Raw genomic sequence first — 16,108 nt, forward strand, 5'->3', positions numbered from 1 at the left:
CGGGTGCTGGAGGACGGGGTGCGTGCGGAGTGCGGGTGCCGGTCAGGCGGTGCGGCGACGCAGCACGAGCAGGGTGAGGGCGACGAGTACGGCCGCGGCCCCGAGGTAGAGCGCGCAGTCGATCCACTGGAAGGTCCAGAAGTCGCCGCTCGGGAAGACCTTGTGGTACCGGGCCACGAATCCGTGCTCCGCCATGCACCGGCGGAGTTCGTCGCCGGAGGTCTGGCAGACGGTGGCGATGGAGTGTTCGCGGCCGTCGGGCGTCAGGTAGCCGAACTGGCCCGTGGACCAGCCGCTGCCGATCAGCCGCTTGGGGGTGGTGCCGGGGGTGATCCGGGTCTCCGGGTCGATCCAGCTCCTGCGGAGGTACGTCGTGCACACCATGGCCGCGGCGATGGCCGCGAGCGCCGCGCCCATGGCCGGCAGCACGCGGGGCACCAGCAGGCCCGCCAGCGTCCCGGCCGCGAGGCCGAACAGGGCGCAGGCCAGGGGGGCGGGGCCGGTGGCGTTGTAGATGGGGGCGTCGTGCCAGTAGAGGCCGTCGAGGGTGTTGGCGATGGGCAGCCACCACCAGGCGACGAGGGCGGCGACGACCAGGGAGGCGAGCACGGCGCACAGCGCCGCGAGGCCGAAGCGGGCGGCGAACCAGCGGCGGGGGCCGATGCCCTGGGTGAGGGCCAGCTTGAAGGTGCCGGTCTCCAGCTCCCGGCCGATCAGCGGGGCTCCCCAGAACACGCCGATCAGGGCGGGCAGGAGCAGGCCGACGGTGCCCAGGACGCGGATCGCGGTGGTGTTGCCGTCCAGGATCTCGAAGGTGGCGAGGCTCTCGCAGCCGCCGTTCCAGCCGGGGCAGGGGGTCCAGCCGTACTGGTCGATCAGCCGCATCATCCCGGAGCGCCGGTACGCCACCCAGCCCGCGCAGACCGCCAGCAGGGCGGCGCCGGTGGCGATCATCAGCCGCTGCTGGCGCCAGGCCAGCCAGAGCATGCCCTTCACGCGGCGGCCTCCTTCGCGGAGGTGTCGGCGACGGGGTCCGGGGAGCGGAGGTGGGCGAGCAAGAGGGCTTCCAGGGAGGGGGTTTCGGCGATCCAGCGCTCGTCGGCGGCGACGGGCGGCACGGATCCGGCACGGTCGGGGGCGGTTCGGGCGGGACGAGGGGCGGCGGCCGCCGGGTCCGCGGAGCCGTTGCGGACGAGGACGGTGACCTGCCGGCCGCCGACCGCCGCGTGCACCACGGCGCTCCGGTCGAAGCCACGGGGCAGGCCGTCGCGTTCCATGGGGTCGGCGCGGCCGGTGAGCCGGGTGTGCCCTTCGCGCAGCGCGTCGACGTCTCCGGCCAGGCGGACGGCTCCGTCCTTCAGGAGCAGGACGTGGTCGCAGACGTCCTCCAGTTCGGCGAGGACGTGGGAGGACAGGACGATGCTCGTCCCGCGCTCGGCGGCCTCGGCCATGAGCAGGCCCATGATCTCGTGGCGGGCGAGCGGGTCGAGGTCGGCCAGCGGCTCGTCGAGGAGCAGCAGGTCGGCGCGCTTGCCGAGGACGAGGGCCAGGGCCACCCGGGTGCGGCTGCCGCCGGAGAGCGAGCCGATCCGCGCGCCGAAGGGGACGTCCCCGCCCCGTACGAGGCGTTCGGCGGCGGCCTGGTCCCACTGGCGGGGGTTCAGCTCCCGGCCGAGGCGGAGGGTTTCGGCGACGGTGAAGCGGGCGTGGAGCGGCTTGTCCTGGGCGAGGAAGGCGGTGCGCCGGCGGGCCTCGGCGGTGCCGGGGGCGTGCCCGAAGACCCGTATCCGCCCGGTGGTGGGGCGCAGCAGGCCGGCCGCGAGCTGGAGCAGGGTGCTCTTGCCGGCGCCGTTGGGTCCCACGAGGGCGGTGACGCGGCCCGGCGGAAGCTCGACGTCACAGTCCCGCAGGGCCCGCCGCCCGGGGAACTGACGTCCGAGCCCGGCGGCGTGCAGGGCGGCGGGGCCGGGCATCGGTCCCGGTACGGGGTCCGGCTCGTGGTCCGGAGCGTGGTGCGGATCGCTCACGCCGTGTCTTCCTCTCTCGATGTTCCGGGCGCGGGCCCGGAGGGGTTGAAGCTCTCGTCCACGACGGCGGCGATGAGGGCCGTGACGTCCTCGCGGCCCAGGCCGGCCCCGCGGGCCCGGGCCATCCAGTCGGCGAGGGCGGTGCGCAGCGGTGAATCCGGTGCCGTCTGGGGGTGGGAGAGCGAACGCCGCACGAACGTGCCCGCGCCGGGGCGGGGTTCGACGAGGCCTTCGCGTTCCAGTTCCCGGTAGGCCTTGAGGACGGTGTTGGGGTTGATCGCGGTGGCCGCGACCACCTCACGGGCCGTCGGCAGCCGGTCTCCCGGCTCCAGTACGCCCAGGCGCAGGGCCTGTTTGACCTGGGTGACGAGTTGCAGATAGGTGGCGACGCCGCTGCGCCGGTCCACGTGGAACTCCATGGTCCCCTTCCTGCACTATTCCACTAACGTGTTAGTGGAATAGTGCAGGCGGGGTGAGTGATCGTCAAACCCGCGGCGGCGGAGTATGACCGAACGGTCACAGCGCGCCGGGCACGGAACGCGGGGGCGGGGTCGAACATCTATGTGGGCGGCGGGCCGGGAACGGCCGTGCCGACGTGACGGCAGAACCGGCGGAGCCGGGTACGAACAGCAAGGTGGGCGTGGATGAAGGCGGAAACGGTGGCGGGCGGCGGCACGGGCGGTTCTCTGGAGCCGGAGGGCTCCGCCGGACCGCAGGACGGCTCCCCGCAGGACGGCCCCACCGCGGCCCGTACCCGTGCCCTGGCCGGGCGGGAGGAGGGGGGCGCCCCGGCCGGCCGGGAGCGGCCCGAGGCCGGTGCCGCCGCCGACGGCCGTGTGCCGGCCGGCTCGGAGGCCAGGGCGGCGGCCCGCCCGTCGGAGGAGGACACCGCCTCCCGGCGGCCCCCGGCCGCCTCGGCCCCGGACACACCCACCACCACCCGCCCGAACCCCGCCGCCCCCCGCGGCCCCGTCACCCCGGACGGCACGTCCCCGGCTGAACCGCGCCCGACGGAGGCGGACCCCGCGGGCGCGGACCGGGAGGGGGCGGACCCGGCCGGGGCCGACGCCACGGACGAGGACCCCGCAAGGACGGCCCCCGCTGGGGCGGGCACTCCTGCGGAGGGCGCCCGGACCTCCCTCGACGCCGCCCCCGACCGGGAGTCCCCGGCCGAACGGCCGGAACCCGCCGTGGTGGAGGCCCTCGGCGAACTCCCCCGGCCCTCCCGGGCCGGCACCCCCGGCCGGGAGGGTTCAGGCGCCGAACCCGTGGGCGCGGAGCCCGCCGGGGCCGGCACCCGGCCCCAGGCACCGGTTGCGGGGGCCCCGGCTGCCGGGCCGGAACCCGTCGAGACGGACACCGCCGCGGGCGACGTCCGGGCCGGCACGCCGGAACCTCGCGCGAAGGACCCCCGCTCCGCCCTGGTCGACGTTCCCGACCGGGAGGCCTCGGCGGAACCGGAATCCGGGGACACCGACTCCGACGGGGCGGACACCCCGGCGCAGGATTCCGGGACCCGCCGGGCCCCCGCACCCGGAACCCGGACCGAAGCGGAACCCACCGGCACAAACCCCGACCGGGCGGACACCCCTAACGACGGCTCCGACTCCGGCCGGACCAGTGCTCCCGGATCCCGAACGCCGACCGAAGCGGAGCCCGCCGACACGAACGCCGACCGGGCGGACGCCCGTGAGGACGGCTCCGACTCCGGCCGGACCGGGGCTTCCGAAACCGGGACCGCGGCCGGACCGGAATCCGCCGAGGCGGAGGCGGACGCGCCCGTCGGGGGCTCCGCGGCGGCGGACGAACGCCGGCCTGCCCGGGGCGGGGATTCCGGCCGGGGTACCGCGGCCGAAGCGGGATCCGTCGACGCGGACGCCTCCGGGGACGCCGCTCCTGCCCGGGACGGGGACGGTGCCGCCGAGGGTGACGGCTCCCGGCAGGGGAATCCGGGTGAGCCCGGGTCCGCGGCCGGAGAAGCGGCCTCGAAGGACGGTGCCGGTACCGCCCGCACGGCACCCGTGCGCCGCCCCTCGTGGGCGAAGCGGGACGACGGGCCGGACAGGGACGACGACACGCGGGAGCTCCCCGCTGGAGCCGTGCCCGCCGACGTCGAGCGGGCCGCGACCACGCGGCGCCCCTCCTGGGCGAAGGCCGACGACGCGCCGGAGGGGGACGGTGACACGGCCGGGGCGGACGCCCCGCGCACCGGCGACCGCCGTCCTTCCGGCACGCCCGCCGGCGACGGCCGTCAGGCGGACGGGAAGGCCCCCGGCGGCCCCGCGCCGGAGGAGCGACGGGACCGGGAGGGCGGCACGGAAGCCGCCCGCACCGCCGGGCAGCCGACCGGTACCGGCGCGGCGGCGCCGGCGCAGCCGCACGACCCCGAGCGCACCAGCGAGTTCGTCGCGCTCAAGGACCCCGACGCCGCCCCGCCGAAGCCCGCGCCGAAGGCACCCGTGGCGCCGGTCCTCGAACCCACCCGCGAGACCCCCCGCCCGCCGCTCGAACTGCTCGCCGAGCTCACCAACACCGCTCCCCCGCCGGAGACCCCGCGCCGCACCCTCGTGCGCCGCGTCAAGGTGTGGACCCCGATCGCGCTGCTGCTCGGCGCCGTCGTCGCGGGCGGCCAGCTGCTGCGCCCGCTTCCCGCCCCGCAACTCGTGGCGGCGCAGGACGCGTTGACACTGGACGGCACGACCACCCTTCCGTGGCCGGCCAAGGGCCAGGCGGCGGTCCGGGTCCCGGGCTCCGGCGACATCGGCACGTTCGGTGAGCAGAAGCCGGTGCCGACGGCCAGCGTCGCCAAGGTGATGACGGCCTACGTCATCCTCAAGGGGCACCCGCTGCGCAAGAACGACCCGGGCCCCGCAATCGAGATCGACGCGCAGGCGGCCGCCGAGGGCAAGTCCGGCGACGAGTCGCGGATCAGGACCCTCACCGCCGGCAAGAAGTTCAGCCAGCAGGACATGCTCAAGATGATGATGATCCCGTCCGCCAACAACATCGCCCGTCTGCTGGCGCGTTGGGACAGCGGGAGCGAGGCGGCCTTCGTCGCGAAGATGAACGCCGCCGCACGGGAACTCGGCATGCGGGACACCACGTACACCGACCCGAGCGGTCTGAACGCCAGCACCGTCAGCACGGCCGCCGACCAGCTCAAGCTCGCCGAGGCGGTGATGCAGGACGAGGCGTTCCGGGCCATCGTGGCGATCCCCGACACCAGGATCGAGGGGCTGCCGGAGCCGATCGTCAACAACAACTCGCTTCTCTCGGCACCCGGTCTGAGCAACAAGGGCATCAAGACGGGGTCCAGCACCCCCGCCGGCGGGACCCTGATGTGGGCCGCGTACAAGACGGTGGGCGGTGAGACCCCGCTGATCCTCGGCACGATGATGGACCAGCACGCGCCCCCGCCGGACAAGGACGCCGCGGACAGCCTCGCCCTGGTGCTGGAGAACAGCCGCAAGGTCATCGAGGCGGTCCGTACGGCACTCGCCGCCGCTCCCGTGATCCACAAGGGGCAGACGGTGGGCTACGTCTCCGACGGCCTCGGCGGCCGGACCCCGCTCGTCGCGACGAAGGACCTCTCGGTGATCGGCGTGCCGGGTCAGAAGCTGCGGCTCGCGCTGGGCACGGCCGGCGGCAAGGTCGTGCCGCACACGGCCACGTCGGGCACCGAGGTGGGTGTCCTGACCGTGGGCGAGGGCGCGGGCGCGAAGACCGTCCCGGTGGCGGTGGGCACGAACCTCAGGGAGCCCTCGTTCGGCACCCGGGTGACCCGGCTCTCCTGACGGGCCATCCGCGGGGGCGCGTCGCGGCGGCGGCGCGCCCCTTACGGGTTCGCGATGACCAGCAGCGTCCGGGCCGGGGCCGCGCCCTCGGACAAGGCGCAGCGGTGGGGGACGTCGCCGCGGTGGTGGGCGCTCTGGCCCGCGCGGAGGGTCAGGGGGGCCTCGCCCCGTACCTCCAGGACGACTTCGCCCTCCAGGACGTAGAGGAAGTCCTCGCCCGGGTGCTCGAACCAGCCGCGCTCGCCCTGCCCGGGCTCGAAGTGGTGCTCGTACGCCTCCATCAGCCCGCTGCGGCCGCCCGGGATCAGCACGCGGGCCACCTGGCCGGCGGCCTCGGAGACCTTGATGACCTGGGGGTCGCTCTCGTGGCTGATCACGCCCGGGCGGACCGGGGGGCGCAGGAAGGTGCCGGGGGCCACGTCGAGGGCCTCGGCGATGCGGTAGATCGAGCTGAGGCTGGGCGTGGCCAGGCCGCGTTCCAGCTGGCTGAGGAAGGGCTGCGAGAGCCCTGAGCGGGTGGCCAGTACGGCCATGGAGACGCGGCGTGCCGTGCGGCAGTCGCGGATCGCCTGGCCGACCTCTATCGCCTCGGGCGCGGGTTCGGTGCGGGGTCGGGACACGCTCGTGAACGTACCCCATCGGTTTCGGGGGACCGGGCGGGCCCCGGAGGTTTCGTACTGCTGAAACAGCCCGTTCATAAGTGTGGTGAATTATTGATCTCACTTATCAACGGCCGTCGGAACGATCCGAGGAGTACTCCCGTGCAAGCCACCCCATCCCCCGCCGGGCGGGTCGGTCCCGCCCTGGGCGCGGCCGGCGCCGTGCTGGCGCTCTGGTCGCTGGCCGCCTGGTCCGGTGCGGTGGCTCCGGGTCTGCTGCCCGGTCCGGCCGCCACCGCGGCCGCGCTGGCCGACGGCGTCCGCAGCGGCGTCCTGGTCTCCGACCTCGCCGCGAGCCTGGCCCGAGCGGGCCAGGGTTTCGCGCTGGGCGCGGCCGTCGGCGGCGCGCTCGGGTTCGCCACCGGGTACCTGCCGGGGCTCTCGGCGGCCGTCACCCCGGTGGTCTCCTTCCTCCGTCCGATCCCGGCCATCGCGCTCGTACCGCTCGCGGCGGCCTGGTTCGGGATCGGCGAGAGCGCCAAGCGGCTGCTGATCGCGTACGCCGTCGCCCTCGCGGTCTGGCTGTACGTCCACGACGGGGTCTCGCGGGTGCCGGTTTCACACCTGCGGGCCGCCCGGTCACTGGGAGCGCCGCTGCACCGCAGGTTCACCGAGGTGCTGCTGCCGGCCGCCGCGCCGGCGCTGCTGGCGGCACTGCGCTACGGCGCGTCGGTGGCGCTGCTGGCACTGGTCGCCGCCGAACTGGGCGGCGCGGACCGCGGGCTGGCGTACCGGCTCCAGGTGGACGGCCAGTTCCTGCGGGTGGACCGGATGTTCGCGGGGCTCATCGTCCTCGGGCTGCTCGGTGTGGCCGCGGATCTGGTGCTGGCCGCCGTCGGACGCCGCTTCGTGCACTGGAGCGCGTCATGAGCCTGGAGGTACGGCTGGAGGGGCTCTCGGTGGGGTACGCGGCCACCGCGCCCGTGCTGGAGCCGACGGACCTGGTGTTCCCGGCGGGATCGTTCACCGCCCTGCTGGGGCCCAGCGGCTGCGGGAAGTCGACGGTGCTGAACGCCGTGGCCGGCTTCGTACGGCCGACGGCGGGCCGGGTGACGGCCGGCTCCGCGCCGGTGCGCGAGCCGGGGCCCGAGCGGGGCGTGGTCTTCCAGCACTACGCGCTGTTCCCGTGGCGCACCGCCCTGGGCAACGTCGAGTTCGCGCTGAAACGGCTCGGGCTGCCGCGCCCGGAGCGCCGGGAGCGGGCGCTGGCCGCGCTGGAGGAGGTCGGGCTCGCGGAGGGTGCGCGCAAGTACCCGGCCGAGCTGTCGGGCGGTATGCAGCAGCGGGTGGCGCTGGCCCGCGCGCTGGCGGCGCGGCCGGAAGTCCTGCTGATGGACGAGCCGTTCGGGGCGCTGGACGCCCTGACGCGGGCCCGGATGCAGGAGCTGCTGCGGGAGCTGTGGCAGCGCAGCGGCACGACGGTGCTGTTCGTGACGCACGACATCGACGAGGCCCTGGCCCTGGCGGAGCGGGTGGTGGTCCTCGGCGGCTCCCCGGGCCGCGTCCTGGCCGACCACCCGGTCCCGGCGGGACCCCCGGACCCGTCCCTGCGGGCCCTGATCGCCGGACACCTGGGCGCGCCGTGACCCCGCCCGGCCGCCGGCCCGCACCGTCCCCCACCACCCCGTGACCACCACCGAACCCGCACCCTCCCCCCGCGACCCCTTCACGACCCCGCCGGACCCGGCCCCGCCCCCCCCCACCCCCCACCGCCCGACCCGGCGCCTGCCGAGTCCGGCCCCACCGGCCCCCGCCGGCCCCGCCGAGCCCCACTCGGCCGCGGTGCACGGCCGGTGAGGACCGCCCACCCCGAAAGGACCCCGTCCCATGCCCAGGCCCCGTGCGGCCGCCGCCGTGCTGCTCACCGCCGTCCTGTCCCTGTTCGCCACCGCCTGCGGTGCGAGCGGTGACGGCGGCGCGGAACCCGGCGGCCGGCACCGCGTCACCATCGCCGGGAGCGACCAGCTCGGCGGAGCGCCCGTGTACCTCGCGCAGGAGCGGGGGCTGTGGTCCGGCGACGGGGTCGAGGCCACCGTGACCACCCTGCCGACCGGCCGGGACGCGCTGAACGCCGTCCTCGGCGGACAGGCGCGGTTCGGGGTCGTCGGCGACCTGCCCGCCGTCACGGCCGCGCTCGGCGGGCGGGACGTGCGCATCGTCGCGGAGCTGTCCCGCTTCTCGGACTGGCGGCTGCTGACCCGTACCGACCGCGAGGTCACCGGCTTCGCCGCACTCAAGGGACGCAAGGTCGGGGTCCCGCAGGGCACGAACGTCGAGTACGCCCTGAGCCGGATGCTCGCCTCGGCGGGGCTGACGGCCGCCGACGTGACGGTGGTCAACCTGGCCCCGAACCAGGTCACCGCCGCCCTCGCCCGAGGCGACGTCGACGCCGGGGTGACCTTCCCCAGCTTCTACGAGGCCGCCCGCACCGCCCTCGGCGACCGCTACGCCGAACTCCCCTTCTCCGGCTACACCGCCCACACCCTGCTCGTCGCCGGCCCCGACGCGGACGACGCGGCGGCCACCGCCGTCCTGCGTACGGTGCTGCGCGCACGGCAGGCGGGCGATGCCGACCCGGCCGCCGCCCGCCGGGCGGTGGTCGCCCAGTCCAAGGGGGCCCTCCAGCCCGGCTACGTCGAGGCCTTCCAGCCCCGCTACACCTACGGCCCGACCCTGTCCCCCGAACTCCTGGCACAGCTGACCGACGAGGCCGCCTGGGCCAAGGCCGCCCAGTCCCTCCCGGGCCCCGCCGACCGGCAGGTCCTGCGCGACCGGCTGCGCCCCGGCCCGCTCAAGGCCGCGGACCCCTCCGCCGTCACCCTCACCGACTGACACCCCGAACGACGAGAAGAAGGAACACGCCATGACCGTCGACCAGAACACCCTGCGCCGCCGCGGCACCGGCCTGCGCGCCCACGACCCGGCCCGCAGCTACGGCGGCTACACCCTCTACACCCCGATCGCCGGGGACGGCCGGATCCACCTGGTGGACATCGAGGGCAAGCCCGCCCACACGTGGAACTCCCCGCACCCGCCCGGCCGCCAGGCCCAGCTGCTCCCGAACGGGAACCTCTTCTACGCGGCCAAGGACACCTCCGGCCCGAGCCTCTTCCCCATCTGGGACGTCTACCACGGCGGCATCTTCCAGGAGCTGGCCCCCGACTCGACGGTGCTGCGCGAGGTCCGCCACCCCTTCCACCACCACGACGCCTCGATCCTGCGGAACGGCAACCTGCTCATCACCACCGTCGAACCCCTCGACCCGGCCGACGCCGCCCGCATCCGCGGCGGCATCCCCGGCTCGGAGGCGGCCGGCGGGGTGATCTACGGGGACGTGGTGCTGGAGCTGACCTGGGACGGCGAGGTGGTGTGGCGCTGGGCGGCGATCGAGCACCTGGACCCGGAGCAGGTGCCGCTGAACCCGCACTTCGCCCGGGAGCACTGGCCGATGGCCAACACCGTCAACGAACTGGCCGACGGCGGCATCGTGGTGGGCTTCCGCAGCGCCTCGACGGCCGTGGCCGTGGACCGGGCCGACGGCTCGGTGCGCTGGAGCATCGGCCCGGACGTGCTGGCCCAGCAGCACCACCCGCACGAGCTGCCGGGCGGCACCATCCTGGTCTTCGACAACGGGACGTATCGGGACACGACTTCGGTGCCGTACTCGCGGGTGCTGGAGCTGGATCCGGCCACGGGCGAGGAGGTGTGGTCGTACGAGGACAACCCGCCGCAGAACTTCTACAGCCCGTACATGTCCAGCGCGCAGCGGCTGCCGAACGGGAACACCTTCATCGCGGAGGGGTCCTTCGGGCGGCTCTTCGAGGTGACCCCGGAAGGGGACGTGGTCTGGGAGTTCGTGGTCCCGGAGTTCGGCTCCTTCAGTGAGGGAACGGGCCTGGAGTCCTCGCGCGGCGCGCAGAACTCGGTGTTCCGCGCCTACCGTTACGCCGCCGAGCAGCTCCCCTGGCTCTGACGGCCCCGGGCCGGAAGGCCGTGTTCCGTCGGCGGGATCCGGACACCCGGTGCCGTGCCGGGCGGGGTGGCCGGAAGCAGACCAGTGGGGATGAACGGCACCTTACGGGCTGGTAACTTGCGCGAGTTGATCAAGGTCGGAGCGGCTCCCTGCCGGTGCCCTCCGGCCCGAGCCACCCCCCTTGACCGAGGAACCACATTGGCACGCACCGTCCGCACGACGGCCCTCTCGCTCGCTCTCCCCTTCGCCCTCCTGCCCGCCGCCCCGGCCTTCGCCGACTCCCCCACCCCGCACCTGGACTCCGTCGAGCAGGCGGTGCGCCAGGTCTCCCCGGGCCTGGAGGGCTCCGTCTGGGAGCGGACCTCCGGCAACCGCCTCGGCGCCACCGCCGCCGGCGGCTCCGACTGGCTGCTCCAGTCGCCCGGCTGCTGGGGCGACGCCTCCTGCACGGACCGCCCGGGCTCGCGCCGGCTGCTCGACAAGATGCGCGAGGACATCTCCGGGGCGACGCAGAGCGTGGACATATCCACGCTGGCGCCGTTCCCCAACGGGGCCTTCCAGGACGCGATCGCGGACGGCCTGAAGGAGTCGGTGCGACGGGGCAACCGCCTGCGGGTGCGCGTCCTGGTCGGCGCGGCGCCGATCTACCACGCCAACGTGTTCCCGTCCTCCTACCGCGACGAGCTGATCGCGAAGCTGGGGCCGGCGGCGGCGAACGTCACCCTCAACGTGGCCTCGATGACCACCTCGAAGACCGGTTTCTCCTGGAACCACTCCAAGCTCGTGGTGGTCGACGGCGGCACGGTGATCACCGGCGGCATCAACAGCTGGAAGGACGACTACCTCGACACCGCGCACCCGGTCAACGACGTCGACCTCGCGCTGTCGGGCCCGGCGGCGGGCTCCGCCGGCCGCTACCTCGACACCCTGTGGGACTGGACCTGCCGCAACAAGGGCAGCTGGGCCAGCGTCTGGTTCGCCTCCTCGGGCGGCGCCGAGTGCATGCCCGTCCTCCCCCGGCCGGCCGCCCCGGCGGGCGGCGGCGACGTCCCGGCCCTCGCGGTCGGCGGCCTCGGCGTGGGCATCCGCCAGAACGACCCGGCCTCGGCGTTCAGGCCCGTCCTGCCGAAGGCGTCCGACACCACGTGCGGCGTCGGGGTGCACGACTACACCAACGCCGACCGGGACTACGACACGGTCAACCCCGAGGAGAGCGCCCTGCGCGCGCTGGTGGCGAGCGCGACCAGCCACGTCGAGATCTCCCAGCAGGACGTCCACGCGACCTGCCCGCCGCTGCCCCGCTACGACGTCCGCCTCTACGACACGCTGGCCGCGAAGCTGGCGGCCGGGGTCAAGGTGCGCATCGTCGTGAGCGACCCGGCCAACCGCGGGGCGGTCGGCAGCGGCGGCTACTCCCAGATCAAGTCCCTCGGCGAGGTGAGCGACGCGCTGCGCGGCCGCCTCACGGCGCTGACCGGCGACGAGAACAGGTCCAAGACCGCGATGTGCCAGAACCTCCAGCTGGCGACCGCGCGCGCCGCGGACGCGCCGACATGGGCGGACGGCAAGCCGTACGCCCAGCACCACAAGCTGGTCTCGGTGGACGACGCGGCCTTCTACATCGGTTCGAAGAACCTGTACCCGTCCTGGCTCCAGGACTTCGGCTACGTCGTGGAGAGCCCGTCCGCCGCGCGCCAAGTGAAGGATTCCCTGCTGGCGCCGCAGTGGAAGTACTCGCAGGCGACCGCGACGTACGACTACGCGCGCGGCCTCTGCCAGGGCTGACGGCCCGCGTGCTCCCGGGTCAGCGCCTGCGCTGACCCGGGGTGGCCGCCAGCAGCAGCGCCTCGGAGACCAGGCGCGCGCCCCGGGCGAGCCGGCCGAGCTGCTCCAGCTCGATGGCGTACATCCGGATGGTGTTCTCGATGACCGACTCGGCGACACCCATGGTCGGCAGCTCGGCCCGGCTCGTGTGCAGGGCGACTCGGACCGCGCGCATCTCGTGCTGGAGCTGGAGCTGTACGTGCCGGGCGAGCAGGGCGTGGTGACGGGTCAGCGTCAGGTAGCTGCCGTAGCGGGCCGGGAGGAGGTCCCGCAGCCAGCGCGTGGCGCTGCGTTCCCAGTCGTGCGTGCCGGGGGCCTTGACCTGGAGGGGCCAGTCCGGGCTGCGCGTGAGGGTGGCCGTCTGGGGCATCTCGTCACTTCCGAGGGGTGTGGAACTCTGATCGAGAGACTGCTGGGGGCGGCCTCGGCCCAGGGGTTGACCGAGGCCGCCAGGGGCGCTCCTCCGGGGATCCGTTAAGCCCTGACCCGACACCCGGTCCCGCCGTGAGGAGGTTCGGCGTACTGGGTGTCCGTTCGAGGTGGACGCGGGGAACGTCCGCCTTGGCGTCTGAGGGATCCGGAGCGCCTGCGTCAGTAAACATATATACCGTCGAGTAAGCAAGGGTATGAAAAATTTCATGCATACCCGGGCTGTGAATATCTCCGGTGCACACGAGGTGAAGATCCGCCCCTAGAGAAAGAAACCGTGCTGGTCAGCGGCCTGCTCGTACTGTTCGAGGCGGGCCTGCGTCCGTTCGGGATCCGCGTCCGCCATCGCCTGGAGCAGGGCCGCGGAGAGCATGCCGGGGGCCGCGTAGGAGTCGAAGACCAGCCGCGACCCGGTGCCGGCGGTCAGCACCACGTCGGCCTCGTCCACCAGCGGCCCCACCGTGGGGTCCGTGATCAGGACCACACCCAGCCCGGCGCTGCGGGCCGCCCGCAGGGCCGCCAGGGTCTCGTTGGCGTGCCGGGGCATCGCGAAGGCCAGGACCCAGGCACCGCCCGCCGCCCGCGACTGGAGCAGCGCGTCGTAGGCGACGCTGCCGCCCCGGGTCACCAGGCGCACGTCGGGGTGGATGCGGCGGGCCGCGTACGCGAAGTACTCGGCGAGGGAGACGGAGATCCGCAGGCCCAGCACGGTCAGCGGGACCGAGCGGGCCAGGTCGCGGCCGATGCCGAGGATCAGGTTCGTGTCGGCGAGCAGGCGCCGGACGCTCTCCAGGTTCTCGATCTCGGCGTCGACGGCGGCCTGGAGCTCGTTGTGGCGGATCTGCTCGCGGGTGTCCGGGGCGCCCCCGGCCACCGCGCTCAGTGCCATCGGCTGGAGCACCTCGCGCAGGGCCGGATAGCCGCTGAACCCGAGGGAGGCGGCGAACCGGGTCACGGAGGGCTGGCTGACGCCGACCCGCTCCGCGAGCTCGGTGATGGACAGGAACGCCGCCTCGGTGAGGTGGTCGATCAGGTACTGGGCGATCCGCCGCTGGCCCGGGGAGAGCCGGTGGCCGTCGAAGAGCGCCAGCAGCCGGTCGGCCGCCGGTTTCTCCCGCTCGGGCGGCGGGCTCTGGCTCGGCGTGATCGCGGCCGCCTGCGCGCGTGCCTGCTGCCCCGATGACACCGGCGGCCTCCTTCTCACGTCACTCTTCCTCCAACATAGCCCACGCTCCGTGGCCGGATGATGATCGTCCGGTGGTACGGGACCACCGCGCGGGGTGCGCCGCACCGGTACGCGGGTACCGGCGCGGCGCGTACTCAGCCCCGCGGCCGGGCCGGGCGGCCCGAACCCCGGGTCACGGAGTACCCCCAGATGCCCGCGAGGGCCCCGAGCACCCCGCCGGCGGCGGTCCACAGCCAGCGGTCGGACCACCAGCCGCCGGACCAGCCGCCCTCGGGAGCACGCGCCTCGCGCTGCTGCTCCGAGGCGCCCGCGATGCCCGGGACCAGCGGCTCGCCCAGGGCGGCGTCGACCGCCTGCGCCCCGCCCGTGTCCTTCACCTCGGCCTCGACCTGCGCCTTCACGGGCAGGCCGTGGTCGTCCTCGGGCACGCCGACGACCGTCAGGCGGACGTAGTAGCTGCCCGGCAGCGGGTCGTTCGACCACGGCTCGGCCCCGGAGCGGACCGTGCGCAGCGTGCAGGAGAGCTCGGCGGTGGCGGCCTCCTTGGCCACCGCCACGTGCTGGTTGCCGTACGTGCAGGGCTGCCGGCGGCGCAGGCCGTCGTACAGGTCCAGCTGCCAGGTCTGCGCGCCGTGCCGGGCCGCGGAAGCGGGCAGGGTCACGGTGGCCCGTACGGTGAGCCGCTGGCCGGTGTCGGCGGGCACGGCCCAGTACAGGTAGTCGCCGGTGGACGCGGCCGCCGTGGCCTTCTGGCCCGGCCGGAACACGGCCGCGGTGCGGAAGCCCGTGCCGGCCTCGGTGGGCGCGGCGCCGTCCTTGCCGGTGCCCCCGCCCGCGCTGGGCGTGGGGCTGGGGGCCGCGGTGGCGGCGGCCGCGGGGGCCAGCAGGGCCGCGCCCGCGAGGAGGGCGGCGGCCAGGGTGCGTACGGTACGCATCAGTTGGTCCTCCAGACGGAGATGCGCCAGCGCGAGATCCAGCCCCAGACCAGGCCGGCCAGCAGGCCGGTGAGGACCAGCAGGCCGATCAGCCACCAGCCGCGGCCCAGGCCGAAGGAGGCGACGTCGGAGCCGGAGTCCGGGCCGTCGACCAGGTCGACGGTCAGCTCGACGGGCATGCCGGGCGCGGTCTTGACGGCCGGGCCGGCGGAGAAGGAGTTGCTGACCTGGAGGCAGACGGTCTCGGGCTTGTCGGCCTCGTCCCCGTCGGCCTCGGCCTTCGGGTAGCGCAGGCCGGTGGAGATCACGTCCGTGCGGCCGTCACCGGCCTCGGATCCGCGGACGATCTCCCGGCCGTGCACGGTGGTCGCGCGCAGCAGGATCCCGTAGTCGTTGTTGACGGCCCGGTCGGCGCCGATGCTGACCGAGGCGCGCAGCTCCTGGCCGGGGCGGACGTCGACCTTGTACCAGCGGTGCTCGCCGAAGGTCTCGCGGTCGCTGTACAGGCCGGCCTTCAGCGCCGGGGCGCTCTCGCAGCTCTTGGCGCCCTCGGTGGCCACCGGGGTGGCGACGGGGTCGGCGGCCCGGTCGACGAGCTGTCTGACCCTGCCGGAGAGTTCGGCGGTGTGCGCGACGGAGGTGTAGGTGCCTCCGGTGGCCTCCGCGATGCAGGTCAGCTGGGAGCGGGTCTTGGCGTCGGGGACGAGCCCGAGGGTGTCCACGACGAGGTGGATGCCCTTGGCGGCGATCTCGCGGGCCACTTCGCAGGGGTCGAGCGGGGCGCAGGTGTCCTCGCCGTCGGTGATGAGCACGATGCGGCGGGTGGCGTTGCCCCCGTCCAGGTCCTGCGCGGCGGCCTGGAGGGCGGGGCCGATGGGGGTCCAGCCGGTGGGGGCGAGGGTGGCGACGGCGGTCTTGGCCTCGGTGCGGTTGACCGTGCCGACGGGGTAGAGCTGCTTGGTGTCCTTGCAGCCGAGCGCCCGGTCCTCGCCGGGGTAGGTGGCGCCCAGGGTCCTTATGCCCAGGCGGACTTCGTCGGGTACCGCGTCCAGGACCTCGTTGAAGGCCTGCTTGGCCGCGGCCATGCGGGACTGGCCGTCGATGTCGTTGGCGCGCATGGAGCCGCTGGCGTCGAGCACGAGCTCGACCTTGGGCGGCTCTTTGGCCGGCCCGTCGGCAGCGGCGGCGGTCTGCGGGAAGAGCCCCGCGCTCAAGGCGACGAACAGGCCGAAGGCCCCGGCCGCCAGCCGTTTTCTTGTGATCATCGCCGGATCGTATTGA

14 protein-coding genes are annotated in these 16,108 nt (G+C 74.6%); 6 read left to right on the plus strand and 8 right to left on the minus strand.

The window, feature by feature from the left end:
* Window positions 1-42: 42 nt before the first annotated feature.
* Genes WDV06_RS19125 through WDV06_RS19135 form a run of 3 tightly spaced genes read right to left on the minus strand, consistent with a single transcriptional unit; the run spans window position 43 to window position 2,446 of the window.
* Entirely contained in the window at window positions 43-996 is a 954-nt protein-coding gene (locus tag WDV06_RS19125; protein WP_395510975.1) for a transporter, read from the minus strand.
* Window positions 993-2,027, minus strand: coding sequence for an ABC transporter ATP-binding protein (locus tag WDV06_RS19130; RefSeq protein WP_395510976.1), 1,035 nt, complete (start codon window positions 2,025-2,027; stop codon window positions 993-995). Before WDV06_RS19130 ends, WDV06_RS19125 begins: the two co-directional genes overlap by 4 nt.
* Window positions 2,024-2,446 (minus strand): GntR family transcriptional regulator, encoded by a 423-nt coding sequence (locus WDV06_RS19135; RefSeq protein ID WP_395510977.1) that lies wholly within the window; start codon window positions 2,444-2,446, stop codon window positions 2,024-2,026. Before WDV06_RS19135 ends, WDV06_RS19130 begins: the two co-directional genes overlap by 4 nt.
* A gap of 225 nt (window positions 2,447-2,671) precedes the next feature.
* On the opposite strand from WDV06_RS19135, the gene WDV06_RS19140 reads away from it, so the two are divergent.
* Window positions 2,672-5,821, plus strand: a complete 3,150-nt coding sequence (locus WDV06_RS19140; protein ID WP_395510978.1) for a serine hydrolase — start codon at window positions 2,672-2,674, stop codon at window positions 5,819-5,821.
* A gap of 41 nt (window positions 5,822-5,862) precedes the next feature.
* Here the strand turns inward: WDV06_RS19140 and WDV06_RS19145 are convergent, their stop codons facing one another.
* Window positions 5,863-6,441: a helix-turn-helix domain-containing protein gene (locus WDV06_RS19145; protein WP_395510979.1), complete on the minus strand. Its 579-nt coding sequence runs from the start codon at window positions 6,439-6,441 to the stop codon at window positions 5,863-5,865.
* 141 nt (window positions 6,442-6,582) lie between these two features.
* Between WDV06_RS19145 and WDV06_RS19150 the strand changes: the two genes are divergently transcribed.
* The 5 genes from WDV06_RS19150 to WDV06_RS19170 all read left to right on the plus strand — a co-directional run bounded on the left by WDV06_RS19150 (window position 6,583) and on the right by WDV06_RS19170 (window position 12,238).
* Window positions 6,583-7,350: an ABC transporter permease gene (locus WDV06_RS19150; protein WP_395510980.1), complete on the plus strand. Its 768-nt coding sequence runs from the start codon at window positions 6,583-6,585 to the stop codon at window positions 7,348-7,350.
* Window positions 7,347-8,066, plus strand: coding sequence for an ABC transporter ATP-binding protein (locus WDV06_RS19155; protein WP_395510981.1), 720 nt, complete (start codon window positions 7,347-7,349; stop codon window positions 8,064-8,066). Before WDV06_RS19150 ends, WDV06_RS19155 begins: the two co-directional genes overlap by 4 nt.
* A gap of 241 nt (window positions 8,067-8,307) precedes the next feature.
* Complete coding sequence (locus WDV06_RS19160) at window positions 8,308-9,312, plus strand: ABC transporter substrate-binding protein (RefSeq protein WP_395510982.1); 1,005 nt, start codon at window positions 8,308-8,310, stop codon at window positions 9,310-9,312.
* Between the two features lie 31 nt (window positions 9,313-9,343).
* Window positions 9,344-10,453: an aryl-sulfate sulfotransferase gene (locus tag WDV06_RS19165; protein ID WP_395510983.1), complete on the plus strand. Its 1,110-nt coding sequence runs from the start codon at window positions 9,344-9,346 to the stop codon at window positions 10,451-10,453.
* A 198-nt stretch (window positions 10,454-10,651) separates the two neighbouring features.
* Complete coding sequence (locus WDV06_RS19170; protein WP_395510984.1) at window positions 10,652-12,238, plus strand: phospholipase D-like domain-containing protein; 1,587 nt, start codon at window positions 10,652-10,654, stop codon at window positions 12,236-12,238.
* A gap of 19 nt (window positions 12,239-12,257) precedes the next feature.
* On the opposite strand, the gene WDV06_RS19175 is transcribed toward WDV06_RS19170, so the two are convergent.
* From WDV06_RS19175 to WDV06_RS19190, 4 genes are all read right to left on the minus strand, one after another.
* A complete protein-coding gene (locus tag WDV06_RS19175) occupies window positions 12,258-12,647 on the minus strand; it encodes a hypothetical protein (protein WP_395510985.1) in 390 nt (129 codons plus the stop codon).
* Window positions 12,648-12,968: 321 nt separating this feature from the next.
* Window positions 12,969-13,892 (minus strand): MurR/RpiR family transcriptional regulator, encoded by a 924-nt coding sequence (locus WDV06_RS19180; RefSeq protein WP_395510986.1) that lies wholly within the window; start codon window positions 13,890-13,892, stop codon window positions 12,969-12,971.
* Window positions 13,893-14,026: 134 nt separating this feature from the next.
* Window positions 14,027-14,827 carry a hypothetical protein gene (locus WDV06_RS19185; protein ID WP_395510987.1) on the minus strand — a complete coding sequence of 267 codons (801 nt, stop codon included), beginning with the start codon at window positions 14,825-14,827 and terminating at the stop codon, window positions 14,027-14,029.
* The gene (locus WDV06_RS19190; RefSeq protein ID WP_395510988.1) at window positions 14,827-16,092 is read right to left on the minus strand and encodes a VWA domain-containing protein; all 1,266 of its coding nucleotides are present in this window, start codon (window positions 16,090-16,092) and stop codon (window positions 14,827-14,829) included. Before WDV06_RS19190 ends, WDV06_RS19185 begins: the two co-directional genes overlap by 1 nt.
* Window positions 16,093-16,108: the final 16 nt, after the last annotated feature.

The sequence above is a fragment of the Streptomyces racemochromogenes genome, assembly GCF_044129415.1.
Taxonomy (GTDB): domain Bacteria; phylum Actinomycetota; class Actinomycetes; order Streptomycetales; family Streptomycetaceae; genus Streptomyces; species Streptomyces racemochromogenes_A.

Bases quoted from the DNA above. Each gene is read 5' to 3' on its own strand.
- WDV06_RS19135 (WP_395510977.1), bottom strand. From the start codon at position 2,446: ATGGAGTTCCACGTGGACCGGCGCAGCGGCGTCGCCACCTATCTGCAA.
- WDV06_RS19140 (WP_395510978.1), top strand. From the start codon at position 2,672: ATGAAGGCGGAAACGGTGGCGGGCGGCGGCACGGGCGGTTCTCTGGAG.
- WDV06_RS19155 (WP_395510981.1), top strand. From the start codon at position 7,347: ATGAGCCTGGAGGTACGGCTGGAGGGGCTCTCGGTGGGGTACGCGGCC.
- WDV06_RS19160 (WP_395510982.1), top strand. From the start codon at position 8,308: ATGCCCAGGCCCCGTGCGGCCGCCGCCGTGCTGCTCACCGCCGTCCTG.
- WDV06_RS19165 (WP_395510983.1), top strand. From the start codon at position 9,344: ATGACCGTCGACCAGAACACCCTGCGCCGCCGCGGCACCGGCCTGCGC.
- WDV06_RS19175 (WP_395510985.1), bottom strand. From the start codon at position 12,647: ATGCCCCAGACGGCCACCCTCACGCGCAGCCCGGACTGGCCCCTCCAG.
- WDV06_RS19185 (WP_395510987.1), bottom strand. From the start codon at position 14,827: ATGCGTACCGTACGCACCCTGGCCGCCGCCCTCCTCGCGGGCGCGGCC.
- WDV06_RS19190 (WP_395510988.1), bottom strand. From the start codon at position 16,092: ATGATCACAAGAAAACGGCTGGCGGCCGGGGCCTTCGGCCTGTTCGTC.